Origin of the sequence: Streptomyces sp. NRRL S-340 (assembly GCF_000720185.1) — a bacterium.
GTDB lineage: Bacteria > Actinomycetota > Actinomycetes > Streptomycetales > Streptomycetaceae > Streptomyces.
In genome coordinates this window covers 1-16,678 of sequence record NZ_JOIY01000075.1, presented here as the reverse complement: position 1 = coordinate 16,678, position 16,678 = coordinate 1, and the positions used below count along the sequence as shown (strand labels likewise).

Here is a 16,678-nt window from a genome sequence, read left to right as displayed (position 1 = left end):
CGCCCTGTGCGACAGCGGATACGCACCCGTGCGCAAGGAGAACCTCGCCACCGCGGGACCGGGCCCCTACCTGGTCCGCGTCCACGCCGCCGACCGCTCCACGGACGGCAAAAGGCCCCGCTTCCTCATCCAGATCATCCCCCGGGACCGCACCGGAGCCGAACCCGGACCGGCGGCCCCCACGATCGAGGAGACAGCTGGCCCCCTCCTGGTCCGCACGTCCTACGACCAGCCAGACCAATGGGAATGCCTGCTCCAGGCCCTGGAAGACAGCAGTTCGGAGCACTACGAGTCGGTCACCGTCATCGACAACCCCCTCTACAGGGGCTTCACGCCCGGCCAGCTGCAGGAGCGGATCGGACGCGACGATGAGGACTGGCCCGACAGCCCCCTTCCTCCTCATCGCCGACGAGCAGGCCCTGGCCTCGGCAGGGTGGCCGTTGCTGGCTGTGAACAACCTGCCCGGCGAGGACGACGCCGCGTTCAGGATCACCCTCGCCGCAGCGGGCTCCTTCATCGTCAACCTCGAGCTAGGAAACACGAGTTTCGGCGACTGGAGACGGGGCGTCGGCACCGACGGCGTCTACCGAGGGAAGCACTACTGACAGTGCTTGGGCGGTGGTCAGAGTCTCGGCGGAAGACCACCAAGGGCCAGGCTGCGAGGGGTCTGATCTGCAGTGTGGGCAGACGATGCTCACCTCGGAGGGGATCAATGCTGAGCTTCGAAGCTGGGCTGATCGGCAAGAACACTTCACGAAGAACGCCTGGTCCGGAATCCCAGACCAGGCGTTCTTCAGCGCACCGTGCTCAGACTCCGATCGAAATTTTCTCGATCACCCGGCGCGACTCGTCCCCCTCTGGACTTTCGGACAGGTGCACCGTCGCCTTGACGGCAGGAAACCGGTACCGCACGGCATAGGGCGACACGTCAACGAGATCAGCGCTGCTCCTGACTTCCGGCGAGAGCTGTCCCCAGGTGACCGTCCTTGAGAACTCGAGATCGAACCTTTCGGCACACTCGCCAGCGAGAGAGGGCATCTCGGCCAGCCGATGGGTGTGCACGGACAACCACTGGCACACCCAGTCGGGTTCACCGGTAAACGTGGTCTCCACGAGACCGAAGTCGAGCCTCAGCAGCCGGTGCGGCTTGCGGCCGTGCAGCTGCCGTACAGAGGCTCCGAGGTGCTCCTCCGCCTCCGCCGGGGTCGAGCCGGGCCCGATCCCGATGAAGTATCCAGTGACGAGCGCCTGTGAGATCGCGTCGACGCCGAGCAAGTGATCACCCCAGCTTCTTCAGAAGTCGGATCAGCCGGGCCATCTCCGCGCCTCTATTCTGAGCCATGCCCCAGTTGCCGCCCTTCTCCAGAGGAGTGTTCATGATATTCATCGCCTCGGTCGCCTTGGCGATGAAGTCGGCGCGCAGGGCCGAGCTGGCCTTGACCGCCTCGATCGTGGCGTCGATCTCGGATTGAGTGGCGAGGCCCGCTGTGACTTTGATGGCCTGACCGGCCAGGTTGCCGTTGTAGTCCACGAAAATGCGGACCTCCCTGCCGTTCTTCAGGTTGATGTGGGCGCCCTTCACCGCCCAGTCCTGGTCCACCATCGAGACCCACTTGATGCCGCAGAACTTCTTGGCGCTCGCGGCCAGCAGGGTCTGGCCGAACCCTGCGGTGCGCACGCCGACACCGCTGGTTGTGCGGTAGACGGGACTGCTCACCACGGCCTGAGCGCCGGCCGGACTGGCCGAAGCGACTCCTGCGACGAGGCACTCTGAGGCTTTGTAGTCCGCGATGATCGCGCGGAGCCACTCCAGAGTCTTCTTCGCTGTGCGCGACTGTTCCAAGAACTTGCCTATGCCTGCCGCGACGCGGGCGACGGCTTTGCCCACCGCTGGCAGCTTGCCGACCACGGTGACCAAGGAAGCGACGTCGACCACCCCCCAGAGGCAACTCTCCACATCACCTGAGCCGAGACAGCGCCGGACGTCGTTAACGCCCACAACCTCAAGCAGGATGCCAGCGCCGTTCTCCTTGACCCAATCGATCACGTCCATCGACGCGAGCGCCCGAGCGTTGCGGAACTGGTCGACACAGTCCTGGCCGCACTGGGCCAGGAGGATCGCCTCTTCGTCCGCCGTCATATCTCCGCCGACATCGACGCTCTCGGCGTTTGCCCGTGCCGTGTTGTCGGCCGCGAGTTGCGCACGCTCCTCGGCTTCGGCGCGGGTGGCTGCCGCGTCTGCGTCCTTTGCCGAGGCTTCTGCGTTGGACGCGGCTGTCTCGGCCTTGACCGCGTCGGACTCGGCGGCGGTGGCGATGCTGTCTGCGGCGGTGGCGTCGGTCTGGGCGGAGGTGGCTGCGGACTGTGCGCTTGCGGCGTCGCGTTCGGCGTCGGTGGCCTCGCGGTCGGCTTGGGCGGCTGCGGACTCGGCGTCATCGGCTGCGAAGCCGGCGTAGACGGCGTCGACGCCGGCTTGCGCGTCGTACTTCTGTGCGCTGGCGTCGGCCTTCTTGGCGGCAGCCGCGTCTGCGGACGCTGCTGCCGCCGAGGCGCGGGCTGCGTCTGCAGACTTCTGCGCCTGCACTGCGTAGGCGGCAGCGTCGGCTGCGGCCTGCAGGGCGATTTTCGCGTCACCGGCGGCCTTGTCGGCCAGCGTCTTGGCCTGGGCGGCCGCCTTGCCGGCCTCGTCCGACTTGGCCTTGGCCGCGGCGGCCTGCTGTTCGGCGAGAGTCTTGGAGATCTGGCCGATCAGAACAGCGAAGGCTGCCGAGGAATCCGTCTCGCGGTAGGGGGAGCCGAGGCTGATCGCCTCATCGGCTGCCTTCGTGACTGCGATGGCGGCGTCCCGGGAACCTGCGGCGTACTGGGCTGTCGCGTAGGCGTAGCCGGCGGTTTTCGCGGACCAGGCCGCGGTTTTCGCAGCTTCCGCGACGGCGGCGGTGGCCTCCTTGCGGGCGTTGACTGCTGCAGCCTGTGCTTTCTTCGCTTCGGCTTCGGCCTGGTCCGCATTCTTCTGCGCAGCAGCCGCTGCGTCGATCGCTACTGCCGCAGCGGCGTGGGCAGTGGCCGCCGCAGCATGCGTCTTCTGGTACGCCGACCAGGCAGCATCAGCAGCGGACCTGGAGCGCGCAGCCGCGCCCTCAGCGCGTGTCGCGGCGGCGCGCGAGTTCACTGCAGCCGTCGTTGCGTCGTTCGCCGCCGCGCGTGCCCGCTGCGCGGCACCAGCCGCATCGTTGGCGGCGTTACGCGCTTCCGTGGCTGCCGCCCGGGTCTCGCTTGCTGCTTCGGTGCCCTCGGCTGCTGCCGCAGCCGCTTCCAGGGCGGCCGCTCTGGAAGCTGTAGCGTCCTTCTCACGTTCGGCCTTGACTGCCTGGTCACGTGCTGCGAACGCGCGCCACTCGGCCTCTTCTGCTGCCGCCAGCTTCTCGGCTGCTGTGCTGCCGGCGGTTTCCGCGGATGCGCGGGCGTGCTGGGCATTGTCCTTCTCGCTGAGGGCTCTCTCTTCTGCGGCCTGTGCCTTCTGGCGTTCGCTGGCCGCGGTGTCGCGTTCGCGTTCAGCGTTGTCCTTCTCGGCCTCCGCGATCTCCCGCTGCCGCTTGGCTTCGGCCGCGCTGGTCTTGGCGTCCTGTTCGGCTTTTTCGGCGGTCGTGCGGGCCTGCTTGGCGGTCGCGGCGTTGGCGGCGGCTTCCTGGGCCTGCTTGGCGGCGGCCTCTGAGGCTGCCTTGGCCTGCTCCTTGGCTTCCAGTGCTGCTGCCTTGCGGAACTCGGTGGCGACCGCGTGGGACTGGGTCTGTGCCAGGGAGTAGTAGGCCTGGCTGCTGGAGCTGTTGGCCTGGATGGCCTTGAGGGCGGTGTCGACGGTCTTGGCGGCGGCCTGGGCCGCGGCTGCGGAGGCCTTGGCGACCTGGACGGACTGGGCGGCGTACATCAGGCCGCGGCCGCGCGGGTAGTGGTTCTGGTCGGCGATGGCCCACGCGTCATTCTGCGCTGCGGTTGCCTGGTCCGCGGCGGTCTTGGCTCGGGTGACGGCCGCGTTGACGTCGGGGAGCAGGTGCGAGGTGGTGTCGCGGATGGTGGCCAGGAGTCGGGTGGCGTTCTTCTGGTCGTTGAGCGAGGGCTTGTTCAGGGCGGTGGGGTGATCCCGCCAGTACTGCTGCCAGAAGAGGATCTGGTCGGCCTGCCAGGACTGCCGGATCGCCTCGATCATGTAGTCGGCGGCGAGTTGAGTTTCCTTGGAGGCGGCGATCTCCGCAGCGATGATGTCCTTGCGCTGGGTCGCCTGGGAGGAGTACTCCGCCTCCCACTCCGTGTGGGCCTGCAGGACCGGTCCGGTCAGGACGCGGTTGATGTCGACGGGGTTGCCGCTGTCGCAGGCGGCCCAGGCGGCTTTGAGTGTTTCGACCTCGGTGCGGAATTCCAGGGAGTCCGGTTCCGGGGCTTTGGTGGGGAATCCTCCGAACCGGAGGAACGAGGCGATGTCGTTCGCGGAGCCGATTTCCCTGCTGCCGGCTGTCACGCCTATTTCGTCGGCGGCCCGCTCGGTGTACTTACTGATCCAGTCGTCAGCGCTGGCGGGGATCGCAGAGTACGCCTCCTTAGCCTTGGAAAGTGAGGCCGGAGAAGGTTTGGGAGTGAGGTCTTCCGGTACGGCCGCGCGGATTTTCTCGCGGCCCTCCCAGGTGAAGGCGAGGATGTCGGCACCGAACTCCGGGGCGTCGTAGGGGCGTCCCCCTTGAGAGTTCACATAGGCATACGGGGCGTTGGTTTTGTCGAGCTGCGCCTGACGCTCTCGGAACTCCTTCCCCCGCGCCGATTCTGCCTCACCGTCGGACCATGCCGCGTCGAGGTATTCGGCACTGGGATATGCGCCGGATTCTCCATAGTGGAGTGTTTCGTGGATATTCGCGTCCGGACCCGCGAGGACGTCGTTAACGAACGCCTTCTGGATCGGTCCTGCCACCCGGATGTCGCGGCTCAGGTCGCAGCGGTCCTTGCGCTGCTGCTCCCCGAGACTGATGCGCAGGGTGCGCTGGTAGGGATCGCTGGGGAAGTCGCCGGGCTCGTCGGCGCGTGCCGGGGCCGTGGCCATCAGCGTCGCGGTCACGGCCAGGGATGTGGTGAGCGCCGTGGCGTGGAGTGCGCGTGCGAGCCGGGACCGGCGGGTCTGTCTGCGTGCTGGTGGGTCGGGTATCCCCATGTGTATCTCCTCTGGCTGTCGTGAAGGGCAGGGAGGGAAACCGAGGTAATCCACGTTCGGGGCACGACCGCGGAATGCAGCTTTCACCTTTCCTGACAATGCAGAGGAGATCGTTGCATGTACCTGACTGTTTCCGGAAGAGAATTTTTCGACAGCTTTAAAGTTCCGGAAAGGCAGGGTAATATCGAAATGGGTAAAGCTGCGCAGCGGTCCGTGGGGGCCACGACCGCTGCGCCTTGTGCGTACCCAGGAATTAATCCTGGGCAGGCGGAAAAATCTTCAGTAGAGGGCTTTGTGCATGTTCCAGCCGGTACCGGCCTTGACCTTGGTGTGGAGCTTTCCCGCGCCGTCAGCGTCGTAGCGCCAGAAGTCACCGGCCGCGTCGGTGCCAACGAGATCGGCGAGCCCGTCACCGTTCATGTCACCAGGGGACGCGATCTTGTTGTACACGTTCCAGCCGCCGCCGATGTCGATACGGGTCCCGAAGCCGGTCTTCTGGGCGCCGGGGTAAAGCCACAGGTGTCCGGTGGAGGATTCCCGGGCGAGGAGGTCGGGGAGTCCGTCGCCGGTGACGTCGCCGGAACCGACGAGCACGTCGAAGGCGTTCCATCCGGTGCCGAGGTCAGTGCGGGCGCCGAGGCCGTTTGTCCCGGTGCCGGGGTAGAAGTAGAGGTGGCCGCCGGAGTCGCGGGCCAGCAGGTCGCCCTTGCCGTCGTTGTTGAGGTCTCCGATGCCGGCGAACGCGGTCATCGCGTTCCACCCGCCGCCGACGTCGTTGCCGCCGATCTCCAGGTGCCCGTCGGATCGGACCAGGGTCAGAGTGGACCAGCGGGAGCTGTTGTCCATCGACGAGGCGCTGGACAGCTTCGTCAGGCCGTAACTGGACATGTCGCCGTCGATGAGGAGCCGGCCGGCGAAAAGTCCGTTGCCGAGATTGAGGTAATAGTTGAGCGTGTCGGTGGTGTCCCAGCCGATGAGTTCGCCCTTGCCGAAGAAGGGGTTGCCGCCCGAATTCACGAGCGTCGCCCCCTGCCAGCCGGTACCGAGCTGAACGCGCGCGCCGAGGCCACCCTTGTCGTCGCCGGGGAACATCCACAGCGTGCCGGAGACGTCCCGGGCGACCAGGTCGACGTGGCCGGAGCTGTTGTCCAGGGCGAGGATCTGGTTGTAGTCGCCCCACCCGGACCCGGCCTTCACTCGGGCTTTCAAGGGCGCCGAGGCGTCGCCGGTGCCGGCGTAGAAGTAGAGGTCCCCGGCCGGAGTGCGGGCGACCACATCGCCGTATCCGTCCCCGTTCATGTCACCGGCGCCGGTCAACTGGTCGAACATGTCGAAGCCGTAGCCGACCTTGACCGACGCCGCGAGCGGAGTGTCGACCTTGCCCGTGCCGGCGTAGAGGTAGAGATCACCGCTCGGGGTCCGGGCCATCAGGTCGTTCCTGCCGTCGCCGGTCACGTCGCCCGGCACGAAAGTCTTGTTGAACTTCTGCCAGCCCGACTGCGTCCATTCCTTCTTGCCCAGGTACGCCTTGGAGGGCTTCAGGGTCAGGGTGCCGTCCGGAGCAAGGACGAACAAGTCGGGCACGCCGTCGCCGTCGATGTCGCCCGGCTCGATCACGTCCTTCCACACGTCCGGAAGGATCGGCAGGTCGTAGTTGGGCGGGTAGGACTCCGCGCGACCGGTCTGCCAGCGCTTGACGTACATGGCGTCGTCCAGACCGCGGATCAGGAGATCGCTCACGCCATCCCCGTCGACGTCGAAACGCGGTGTCACCGACCCGGCCGTCCGCACACCGGCACGCGCAGAACCTCGTACGCCGGTTGGCAGTTTCGCGGTCGGCGGCGTCCAGTGCGGAAGTCCGGGCTTGACGAGCCTCGGCCCTCGCTCGTGATCGCTAGCTGTGGCTGGAACGGACAGAGCCGCCATGCAGGCCGAAACAGCCACGACGACCGCAAGGCCACGCATACGTGCCTTTGAAGTACCCATCGCGCATCCCCCCACAGGAACAACGTGCTTGGCAACGTCACTGACTGGGACGTCCCCTGACCAAGCACCCCCTCCCGTCAGGTACACGGCGACTCACATAGTGCACGTATCTCCACGGGATCTTCATGCACCATACAGACGACTCACAGAAACCTGGAGATCGTTTTCGGCCGGAGGACCCCACGAAATAGCGCCAACCTGCGAAAACGCCTTACTAAGAGCCCCGCGAAGGCTGAGAACCGCGCATCTGCCGGTGCACAGTCGGCGGTCCCGCTCTTCCAATGAGGGCCCGGCACGCAGCCTCTCTGTCGTGCTGCCCATCGGTAGGACCGCAGCACCGAGTTCGAGTCCTCTGCGCGGGCGAGTGAGGCCCGCGCAGATCGTGAGGACGTGCGTGACTGATCGTCTTCTCCGCATGAGCTGAGGTGAGTCGATGCACAAACACCTCGCCCATCAGCCTGACCTGCCCTCTCTGCATGCGCGGAGGCGGGCCCACCATCGTGGGTGAATGCCTCGCCCCCGTCATGTCCCCGCCCGACTACCAGCGCATCCCGAGGGCGGTCCACTCCGCCCGCTGCTCATCCGACAGCTTGTCCGCCCGGCGGCGGGTGTTGTCGATGACGGCACCGAGCTTGATCTCGGTCCCGTCTGGCAGCACCTCCACCGCCTTCCGAGGCACCCGCAGACGCCCCTCCCGCTCGAAGAACTGCCGCGCCGCCGCCAGGTTCACCACCCGCGCCGCGTCCCGCCGCCCCACCGGCCGCGCCCCGGCCTCGACCCCGGCGGGGACGGGCCCCAGGCCCAGAGACTCCAGGAGGTACTGCTGCGCGGGCATGAGCCGCTCCCACCCCGCACGCTGCGCCGCCACCCACGCCCCGAGATCCTCGCCCTGCACGATCACCACACCCGCTCCTTGTGTGGGGGAGCAGGCCGCCGGCGCGGACGTGTTTGCGCGGCGCATCCAGATCCGCACGGAGGATGCCGTCAATCACTGGCTTGTACGGGTCCAGAGCGGTCGCCCGGGGCGGCAGCTTCTTCCGAGGCTCAGGCCAGGCCGAATCCAGTGCCTTGCGAACCGTCCGCCACGTCACGCCGTGCTTGCGCTCGAGCTCCCGCATCGACATGCCGCCGCGATGGTCACGCCGGATCGCCGCGTACAGCTCGGCCTTCGACATCGGCGGCATGACCAGCGCCTTTCACCAGGAGCATCTCGATGCTGCCCTGGCAAGAGACCTGGTGCCTCCCAAACTCATCAACACCACCCGTCCGTGGAACGGGGCGCCCCCCAAACTCATCGACAAGCGACTTCACTACTGCTCGATAAAGCCAGCCGTAGACCTTGGTGGCCTTCTCTCCGTACGGGAAAATCTCCTGCCCCCCTGCTGCGGGGCGACCAGCTTGCCGTGATCCCCCGGGGCGCCGCGCTGCCGGAAGCGGGTTTTGTATCCGGTGGGTATCAGGGAGCGCTTGGTTGCCCATCGAACCGGTACGCCGGCCCCCAGCGATGAAAGGCCCGAAGAGAGCCGGGCGGCCCTGGACCCGGCAGCTGCCCGAGCCACGCGACCCAATCTGACCTGCATGTTCTCGGATGCATGGGACTCCTGAGAGGGTGCTGCGTGTCCGTCGTACGACGCCACTCCGGACCGAGTGCCCCCAGGCGCACAGCGACACCAACAGAAGCACGCTTCCGCGAAGACCGGGCGCGTCCTGGGATGAGACAGGCACGAGTCACTTCCTGCCTCACCTGTCACCTCACCCGACCAGCAAAAATCAATCTGCATCTACAGCAGCACGAGCACCAAAATCCGACAGCCTGAAAATTGCCTAATACACGGATAGTCCAGACGAAAACGACCTCTTAGAGGTCGTTTTTATCTATGATGTCTGTTTCATTCCAACTCGCCCCAGTGTCGAAAGGCGACTTGTGAGGCGCTGGTGGATCTGCATGGTTGGGGGTGTTCGACGGGAGACTGAATTGCCAGTCTCATCCACTAAAGTCTGTCTCGTTCCAAAGGGTGCTCGTATCACCGATTCCCTTCGCCGCGCCGCGCCTCAACCCTGCACATGAGAGGCGCGAGCATTCCTCTGATGCAGGGGAGAAGGCGCAAATCATTTGAAAACGACCTCTTATTAGAGAGGCTCTCCGGTGCTACGGTCAGTTCGAGAAAGGACTCCGGTCACGGACGCTGAGAACGGTTGTCGTTCGGTGCGCGGCAGCGATACCTTAACCAGTTTGCCGTCATAGATCATCCACAGGCCGAAGCAGTCGTCGTCCTCGTCGCGAACGAGGACTTGAACGGAGTGCGGATCCGGCCATGCCAGAGACTCGAGATGGCTCGCCACCCACGCCAATTGTGGCGGATGAACTGGATGACCCACACGTAACACTCCTTGGACGGCATGCGCGACCCGTCGAACATGCCGTCGTCCACACGCGTGAAGCACTGGTGCCAGTCCCGGCCCTCGTCGGGGCGAGTCAGGGGTTCCATGACCTCTTCAGCTCTTCGCGCCAGGACGACGACCTCTGTGTATCTACTCATCAACCCATGATGACCGTGACCCGTCAGAGCGGGACCGAAAGCTGATCACACTTTGACGACAGGCCCTAGCCAGGGTGCGCGACGCACGCCACGCACGCCGGAAAAGGTTCACGAGCGGGGGCGTCCCCGACCCGGGAGCGAGGCCGGCCACGGCCGCCGAGGCCGCCGCCTTCCTCGCCTTGGCGGCACCCGTCGTAGACGCCCCCGACCGCAACTCCGGCCCGCCGTACCTCGCGATGCGGGCGAGCAGGCTCACCAAGGACCGGGTGGCCCGGGTACCACAAGTCGGACCTACTACGGCGTCTGCACCGTCCGATGGTCATGGACGAGATGATGGCGGCCACCATCCCGCCGCACCGCCGCCACATCGCCGATGACCTCAACGCCTCGACCCGGGCGACTACGAAGAGTTCCTGGCGGCGCACCTGCCCGGCGCCCACGTCAACAACGACCGGCACATCGCCTCCTCGGCCCTGGCACGCCATGCCGGGGCCGAAACGTGGGCACAGGCCACCGAGACGCTCGGACTGCCAGCACGATCACGTAAGACGTACGCACGCATCCTCCAACGCACCCCGAAACGGAGCCGGTCACCGTGCACGCCCGAGAGGCGCGCCGCCGCAGCGCTGGTCCGCGCCGCCCCGCCGTCCGGCTGCCGGGTCGATGGCCCTCCCCGCGCTCTGCCCGCCACCGCGAGCGTGCGGTGCACCTTCGCCCGGCACGCCCTCGACGGTGCTGCCGCCCGCGCCGCTCTCCGCGGACTCGTCGTCGAACTCGGCCACCTGCTGCGCGGGCGGGGGCCAGGCCGCCCGGGCCCTCATCTTGCCCCTGCGGTTCGCCGGCGGCGCTTCCTGGGAGAAAACCCGCCGACTGCCCGAGGCGTCCGGCCACGACGAGGACCTGCGCACGGTGGCCTGTCAGCTGATGGATGCGGCCGGGCTGCAGCGCGGCCGCCTGATCGGCATCACCGTCAGGGCTGGTGACCTCATCGACGCCCGGCAGGCCGCTCAGCAGATCAGCCTCGCTCAGGCTCGCGAAGCCCGACTGGTCGCCGAAGAGGCCATGGACCGCATCCCGGAGAGGTTCGCTCCCCGCGCGATCGGGTCCGCTGCCGCACTGCGTGCCTCCTGTCGTGCCGGCCGGCCAGGGTGTCCTGTGGTCCGGTCGGCGTACTGGACGCGCGCGGCCACGGGCAGGAGCCGCCGGGGTCCGGTCGCCTGGGCACCATGCACACCGCGCTCTACACGTACCCCGAACACCGCGCGGAAGTGAAAGGGAAGCGTCGTCTCGCTCCCTCACGGAGCCTGGTCACGCTCCACAGGCGCGGTCGGTTTGTCTCGTCTTTGTGGCGACGGCTCTTCATCGCGGCATTATCCCGGTTGGCCGGATACACGCTGTCCCAGTCTGGGGGACTCCTGAATGCTGAAGGCGCCGGCTGTGGTTCACGGCAGCCGCCCTTGCATCCCAGAGAAGAGGACCGCTCCGTGCGCGCATCCATCCGAACCGGGCTCATCATAGGTGCCGCCGCCGGCGTCATGCTGACCACAGCGACCGCGGCCACGGCGGCCACTCCCCGCGCACCGCAGGCATACGTCCAGCGGTGCACCAACCTGGGCAACGGTGACCTCTGCATCGACGTCACCGGTGGGGTGGGCCAGACCGGCCGCATCGGGGTCGGCTACTGGAAGCACGCGGGGGACATAGTCCACGTCCGGCTCGGCTGGCAGAACACGACGGGCGGCGCCGCGAACTACAGCCGCACCGTCCACGGCCCGCTCTTCCCGGGCGATGACACCGGCACGGAAGTGTGGACCACCTATCTCGCCGCGGGCTGTGTCTACCCGCTCATCGAGGTGATAGAGCAGTACACGATGAAAGGCCAGGAAGTCTGCGTGCCGGCGTGACGGCACCGGCGTCGTCCTCGGTAACCGTTGCGGCACGGGTCTCACCTTTCGGCCGGGTATGGCCGTGTGAGAACGGGACCGGCCCATGTCGACTGGAGCCGTTGCCCGCCGTTGCCGCGACCCCCGCTCTGCGCCGCGGAGGGAGAGGGGAACGGGCGGCAAGCCCCCCGGCTCTCCTACGGGCTGCTCCTTGACCGGGCGCCGTGGCGTGGCCGAGGTCACCGTGATCTTCAGTACGGGACCGGTGGCGGCGTCTCGGATGGAGATCGATTGCCGGCGGACCAGTGGGCGGCTGGGCGGCGGCGAAGGCGCGCAGGGCGTCCTCGCCGTACAACTCGTGACCCGAACAGCCCCCGCGCGGCGACGAGGACGTGACGGTGAGCTGTGAGTTCAAGCTGAGCCCGAACACCGACGGCTACCCGGGCATGGGCGAGGTCTATGTCACCGTACTCGGAGTCTGAGAGGGACAGCCGTGACCACCCGAACCAGTGCCCCGCTGCCGATGCTTGGCGCGGGGGCGCCGCACGAAGCGAGGCGCGCGGCGTGCCGTGTTGTCCATGACCGCGGCCAGTCGCGGCCCCGGTCCCGTCGAGCGGTACCTCGACCACCTTCCGCCGGCAGGCACACATGCCCGCCGGTCGGGCTCACCCCCGCGCAGTACGCAGCGGCGAAGGAGATGGCAGAGAGCACCGTCTGGGCGTGGTGCAGGAGCGGCAGGCTCCCCGCCGTCCAGCACGCCGGACGCTGGTACGTCCTCACGGACGACTGACCACACCGGGCCAAGCGCGCCAGGGGCATCGGCCCCGCCGAGACGGCAGAGCTGGGCGCGGTGTGGTGCCCGTCAACTCGGATCCGGGCCGGCTTGGACGACCCGCACGAGCCCCTGGACTAGCGCCGGCGCTCTCTCATCCGACTGACACCCGACACCTCCGGAGAATCCGTCGTGATCGCTACCGTCATCTCCATCGCCGGAACGCTCGCCGATGCGCTGCTGTCCGGGCTGCTGTCCGGCAGGCAGGCCCGCGCCGCGTTACGCGACTCCGAGACCGCCGGCCGCCGCCGGGACGCGGTGGACGCCGTGGCCGCCCTGGTGGCCGCCGTCGCCGCCCACCGCGCCGCCATGCGGCACCGGGAAACCCTGCGCCTGACGGGGGAGGACTGGACCGAGGCGCGCCGTCACAGCCGCACCACCGCGCCGCCATCGCCGCCCCGGCCGTCCGTCTCGCGGTCCTGGCCTCACCGCCCTCCCGCCCCGCCGCGGACGCGGCTGCACGCGCCTCCTACGCCCTGCGCGACGCCGACAGCACTGAAACCCTGACCACAGCCCGGGAGGCCTCCCTGGCTGCCGATGAGCACCTGATCGCACAAGCCGGGCGCCTCCTCGGCGTCTGACCCGCAGCGCCATGCCGAAGGGGCGGCCCGGCCACCACGGTGACCCGGGCCGCCCCTTCGGCATGCCAGCCACTTAAGACACGAGGCTGACTACCGATCAGAAATCGTCGGCCAGGGAGCGTTGGGTGAAGCTGAGAGTGGGTCTTGTCATGCCTCGGGTTCGTCGCTCTCGGCCTCAGCGGCGGGGAGTTGCTGGCGGGTCATGGCCTGCAAGCCTGCGATCCGCTCGTTGGATGCGATCCTGAGCCGCTCCGTCTCAGCATCCAGTTTGTTCTTCTCACGCTGGGTTGTGGCTTCCAGCTTGGCCTTGACCACAGCAGCACCAGCGGTGAACGAGGCGGCCACGGCTCCGCCCGCGAGGATCTCATTGATGATCTCGCCTTGCGACTGACGCTTCAGTGCATCGTCGGCACTCTCAATGAGGTAGTCATCGTCGTCCCATGCCTCGCGGGCAGCAGGCCGGTAGCGACCGTCCTCTTCTTCCTCGTCCCATTCCTCGTCTACGTCGTCCCTGTCCACTGAGACCACGGGGCGCCACCCCGGGGGCGGCACACGGGAGGGAACGGGGTAGCCGACGAGACGGACTCTCAGCATCTCCAGGTACTCACGTACGATCTCCGCACGCCGCTCCCCCATGATCCTGGCAGCGGCCCCGTCGAGGTCTGACGGTAGCTGCTCGCCCGTCATCGCCTTGTAGCGGACGGTGTCCAGCTCCCTGCTGGCGTGGATCCGGCCACTCATCGCCTCGTGGCTCCCGTCGTCAGGCCACGAATCAAGGGCGTCCCGCGCCCTCTTGTGCCCCTCCTGGATGATGGCCTCACGTTCACGCCACAGGCGGTCCACTGCCTCATCATGGGTCATGACCCGAGTGTGCCCCAACCCAACCTTTGGCACAGCGCTGACAGATCGTCTGTCTTGAGAGAGCCGCGAGAAAGGGACGGCCCGGTCACCACGGTGACACGGGCCGCTCCTTCGGCGTGTCCGCGACCTGCACCCCAAACCCGCCCAGAACAGAGCATATTAGCATATCTCGTAATGATCTGTCAGGGTTCGTGCCGTTCTCGCCGGACCGGCAGGGCCCGGCACACCAGAGGGGAGGGTTCCATGCTGGAATCGCCGCGCAGCAGGGCCGAGGCCGCCAAGCGACGCCGGGACCTGGCAGGGAGGTGGACACACTGCTCAGCGGGCACGGCGCCCTGACTCCGCGCCGTGGTACCCGGACCGGGCCGGTGACCGTCTGGTGGTCACCTACGAAGCGACCGACCGTGACCCACGAGGTCCAGGACGGCGAGGACGGAGCCGACGGCAGGGCGCTGCGCCTCATCGACCACACCGCTCCGGACGCCCCCTTGGCCGGATGGTTCGCCAGCCCACCCGAGCTGCACGGCGGCGACCCGTTCGAGACACCCTGGATGGAAGCCGGCCCCGACCGCCTCGCCGTCCTCCACCAGGGCCGCCACGCCCTGAGCCGCCCGGGCGCCGCTGACCCGCGCGTGACCATGGCGGTGGCAGCGGACAGCACCACGGGCCTGGTCGTGTTCCAGGAGCGCCAGTGCACTCCGGCGGAAACCGATGACCTACTCGCCAAGGTTGTGACCCAGGCGCAGGAGACCGTCCGGGACCACCCGCGCCCGTAGACCACCGGCTCACCGGAAGAGGGGCGGCCCTGGCCACCAGGTGGTGACCGGGACCGCCCCTCTTCGGCTGCCTGCCTACCGGTGGTGCCACGGATGCCTCGTGGCGAGCCTGCCGGGCGCCGCCTGGCGGGGGATCCTGGGGGTATGGCAAGGCAGGCGGTGCGGCGGTGTGCCCTGTGCGGTGCTGAGCTTTCGAAGGGGAGCCGGCGCTCGCGGCTGTACTGCGGCGCCGGGTGCCGTACCCGGGCGTGGAGGGTGCGGCGGGCCCGCTGGGCTGCCATCGACGCCGCGGGCGAGGCGTATCAGGCTCTGTTGGAGGGGCGCCCGCACCCCTGGCCCCGGTTCCGCTGCCCGGAGTGTGCAGCCACCTGGTACGCCAGCGACACACCGATGGGTACCCGGAAGCGGTCGGACAGCCGCTACTGCTCGCCGCGCCGCCCTCTGATCCCGCTCTATCACCCGATCTGGGCCGACGCCGACCCCGACGACATCACCTACGCCGTCAGCCGCGCCGCGCACGGTAACTTCCGCAACTGGGCCCGTCTGACCGCCCTCACCCACACTGCCCTGGATCGCACCGGCCGCCCCCGCGTCGACCAGGAAGTCCTCCGCTGGGTCTTCAGCAAGCTCGCCTCACCGCACTGACCACCCGCCCAACTGCACACTGGCATCCCGTCAGTACTCAACCGTCGCAAGCGTCAGCGTCACCCTCCCAGCACGCGAAGACGCCAGCAGGACTGTGACCACGATGCAGTCCCACATGGCCCTCCCGGAGTACGCAGATCCGCCCGAGGCCTCCGTGCTTGGCCCCACAACGCTGCTCATCGCTCACTAGGCCACCTCTCCGCCACAGGCCGCCGCACCAGGCTCCGCGGACGGCCTACCGGGCACGCGCCAGTGCTCAGGCACCCGGGCAAGCATTCGCTCCCGCTCCCGCTCATCCAGATGCCACTGACGATGACTGTCCCGCCGGTACCCGAGAGCAAGCAGCGCACGCTCACCCGCCGGCATCACATCCGATCCGCCCTCGCCCCCGGACGCAGAGGCCGACTCCTCCGCGCTCGCAGTGACCGAAGACCCCACATGCACACGCCGCTGCGGCGGCAGCCCACCCTTGCCCAACCCGCTGCGCACCCAACTCGCCTCCGTACAAGTGGAGTTGTTGGCGAAACTGAGCAACTAGTGCCCGCCGTCCGCCGCACAGGACGCGATCGCGTCGAGGAGCCCCTGCGCGACAACCACAGGCAGTGTGGAATCGGAGTAACGCCGCCGCTCCTCGTCGTTCAATCCATCATCCCGGGATGGGAACACGACCGCGAATTCTCAAAGACTCCCGTTCGCCAGTCACCTTGACTTGGAGGTGGCGGGGTTCGCTGTCGTCTATCTGCTTGATAGTGCCGGCAGTGAAGGTCTTGCCATCGATCCGAACCCACACGTCCTTCTTCGACATGGACGTTATTGTGGCATAAAAGCAAGGCCATTGATGCAGCATCAAAGGAAAGCCCTAAGCTGGAGTTGACGCACTGTTCGGCAGAACAAAAGCCAGACCACCTGGCATTGATCGGGGGGCCTCAGCACCCAGGCGGGCCGCCAGGGTTCACCTGAGCGGCGCTCCCTCTCCTACGGTCCTGGAGGCTGAACTGGGCTGGTCTGGCCTGATGGAACGAGCCGACCTCTATCTCCCCGAGACTCCTCGCGCCCACGGAGGAGGGAGGCGATCTCTTGGAAGTTCCATAGTTTTTTGCTTCCTTAGCCCTTGTGCTACATCCTTCACGATCCTTAAAGTGAGGCCCTATTCTAGCGAGCCCGGATCCGGGGGAGCGATAACAGGCCGGAGCGTGCTGTTACTGACGTCCCATCAGGAATGCAAGAAGGGGACAGAAAACTGCCTCACCCCTATGCAGCCAGCCCGAGGGATTCGCGGAGCGAATCCCGTTCTGGCCCGAATCGCGGAGCGAATTCGGGCCCGGGGCAACGGAGTTGCCCCGGTAATTTCGGCGGAGCCGGAATTTGGAATTGCGG

Annotated in this window: 13 protein-coding genes and 1 pseudogene; 8 read left to right on the top strand and 6 right to left on the bottom strand. The window is 67.4% G+C overall.

The window, feature by feature from the left end; translation table 11 throughout:
• Positions 1 to 28 precede the first annotated feature (28 nt).
• Together IG64_RS43430 and IG64_RS36495 are read left to right on the top strand one after the other, a co-directional pair.
• A pseudogene (locus IG64_RS43430) lies at positions 29 to 313 on the top strand (hypothetical protein); the annotation flags it as partial.
• A gap of 55 nt (positions 314 to 368) precedes the next feature.
• Complete coding sequence (locus IG64_RS36495; RefSeq protein ID WP_037864647.1) at positions 369 to 605, top strand: DUF6924 domain-containing protein; 237 nt, start codon at positions 369 to 371, stop codon at positions 603 to 605.
• A 202-nt stretch (positions 606 to 807) separates the two neighbouring features.
• Here IG64_RS36495 and IG64_RS36490 read toward each other — a convergent pair whose 3' ends face one another.
• From IG64_RS36490 to IG64_RS36475, 4 genes are all read right to left on the bottom strand, one after another.
• A complete protein-coding gene (locus IG64_RS36490) occupies positions 808 to 1,275 on the bottom strand; it encodes a hypothetical protein (protein ID WP_037864646.1) in 468 nt (155 codons plus the stop codon).
• 4 nt (positions 1,276 to 1,279) lie between these two features.
• Positions 1,280 to 5,104: a hypothetical protein gene (locus IG64_RS36485; RefSeq protein ID WP_158771747.1), complete on the bottom strand. Its 3,825-nt coding sequence runs from the start codon at positions 5,102 to 5,104 to the stop codon at positions 1,280 to 1,282.
• A 372-nt stretch (positions 5,105 to 5,476) separates the two neighbouring features.
• Positions 5,477 to 7,123 carry an FG-GAP repeat domain-containing protein gene (locus IG64_RS36480; RefSeq protein ID WP_267883428.1) on the bottom strand — a complete coding sequence of 549 codons (1,647 nt, stop codon included), beginning with the start codon at positions 7,121 to 7,123 and terminating at the stop codon, positions 5,477 to 5,479.
• A 598-nt stretch (positions 7,124 to 7,721) separates the two neighbouring features.
• Positions 7,722 to 8,087, bottom strand: a complete 366-nt coding sequence (locus IG64_RS36475) for a helicase (RefSeq protein WP_234438739.1) — start codon at positions 8,085 to 8,087, stop codon at positions 7,722 to 7,724.
• Between the two features lie 1,951 nt (positions 8,088 to 10,038).
• On the opposite strand from IG64_RS36475, the gene IG64_RS43150 reads away from it, so the two are divergent.
• The 4 genes from IG64_RS43150 to IG64_RS36450 all read left to right on the top strand — a co-directional run bounded on the left by IG64_RS43150 (position 10,039) and on the right by IG64_RS36450 (position 12,945).
• A complete protein-coding gene (locus tag IG64_RS43150) occupies positions 10,039 to 10,995 on the top strand; it encodes a hypothetical protein (RefSeq protein WP_324609603.1) in 957 nt (318 codons plus the stop codon).
• A gap of 263 nt (positions 10,996 to 11,258) precedes the next feature.
• Positions 11,259 to 11,627, top strand: coding sequence for a hypothetical protein (locus IG64_RS36460; protein WP_234438738.1), 369 nt, complete (start codon positions 11,259 to 11,261; stop codon positions 11,625 to 11,627).
• A gap of 676 nt (positions 11,628 to 12,303) precedes the next feature.
• Positions 12,304 to 12,396 carry a helix-turn-helix domain-containing protein gene (locus tag IG64_RS41785; protein WP_199811731.1) on the top strand — a complete coding sequence of 31 codons (93 nt, stop codon included), beginning with the start codon at positions 12,304 to 12,306 and terminating at the stop codon, positions 12,394 to 12,396.
• A 174-nt stretch (positions 12,397 to 12,570) separates the two neighbouring features.
• Positions 12,571 to 12,945 (top strand): hypothetical protein, encoded by a 375-nt coding sequence (locus IG64_RS36450; RefSeq protein ID WP_051813795.1) that lies wholly within the window; start codon positions 12,571 to 12,573, stop codon positions 12,943 to 12,945.
• A 221-nt stretch (positions 12,946 to 13,166) separates the two neighbouring features.
• Here IG64_RS36450 and IG64_RS42740 read toward each other — a convergent pair whose 3' ends face one another.
• Positions 13,167 to 13,880, bottom strand: coding sequence for a hypothetical protein (locus tag IG64_RS42740; protein WP_234438737.1), 714 nt, complete (start codon positions 13,878 to 13,880; stop codon positions 13,167 to 13,169).
• 404 nt (positions 13,881 to 14,284) lie between these two features.
• On the opposite strand from IG64_RS42740, the gene IG64_RS36440 reads away from it, so the two are divergent.
• Positions 14,285 to 14,656: a hypothetical protein gene (locus IG64_RS36440; protein WP_037864642.1), complete on the top strand. Its 372-nt coding sequence runs from the start codon at positions 14,285 to 14,287 to the stop codon at positions 14,654 to 14,656.
• A 390-nt stretch (positions 14,657 to 15,046) separates the two neighbouring features.
• Complete coding sequence (locus tag IG64_RS36435; RefSeq protein WP_051813793.1) at positions 15,047 to 15,301, top strand: hypothetical protein; 255 nt, start codon at positions 15,047 to 15,049, stop codon at positions 15,299 to 15,301.
• 646 nt (positions 15,302 to 15,947) lie between these two features.
• Here IG64_RS36435 and IG64_RS41385 read toward each other — a convergent pair.
• Entirely contained in the window at positions 15,948 to 16,106 is a 159-nt protein-coding gene (locus IG64_RS41385) for a hypothetical protein (RefSeq protein ID WP_158771744.1), read from the bottom strand.
• Between the last annotated feature and the right edge of the window lie 572 nt (positions 16,107 to 16,678).

Bases quoted from the DNA above. Each gene is read 5' to 3' on its own strand.
- IG64_RS43150 (WP_324609603.1), top strand. From the start codon at position 10,039: ATGGTCATGGACGAGATGATGGCGGCCACCATCCCGCCGCACCGCCGC.
- IG64_RS42740 (WP_234438737.1), bottom strand. From the start codon at position 13,880: ATGACCCATGATGAGGCAGTGGACCGCCTGTGGCGTGAACGTGAGGCC.
- IG64_RS36480 (WP_267883428.1), bottom strand. From the start codon at position 7,123: ATGGCGGCTCTGTCCGTTCCAGCCACAGCTAGCGATCACGAGCGAGGG.
- IG64_RS36435 (WP_051813793.1), top strand. From the start codon at position 15,047: ATGGGTACCCGGAAGCGGTCGGACAGCCGCTACTGCTCGCCGCGCCGC.
- IG64_RS41385 (WP_158771744.1), bottom strand. From the start codon at position 16,106: ATGTCGAAGAAGGACGTGTGGGTTCGGATCGATGGCAAGACCTTCACT.
- IG64_RS36460 (WP_234438738.1), top strand. From the start codon at position 11,259: ATGCTGACCACAGCGACCGCGGCCACGGCGGCCACTCCCCGCGCACCG.
- IG64_RS41785 (WP_199811731.1), top strand. From the start codon at position 12,304: ATGGCAGAGAGCACCGTCTGGGCGTGGTGCAGGAGCGGCAGGCTCCCC.
- IG64_RS36495 (WP_037864647.1), top strand. From the start codon at position 369: ATGAGGACTGGCCCGACAGCCCCCTTCCTCCTCATCGCCGACGAGCAG.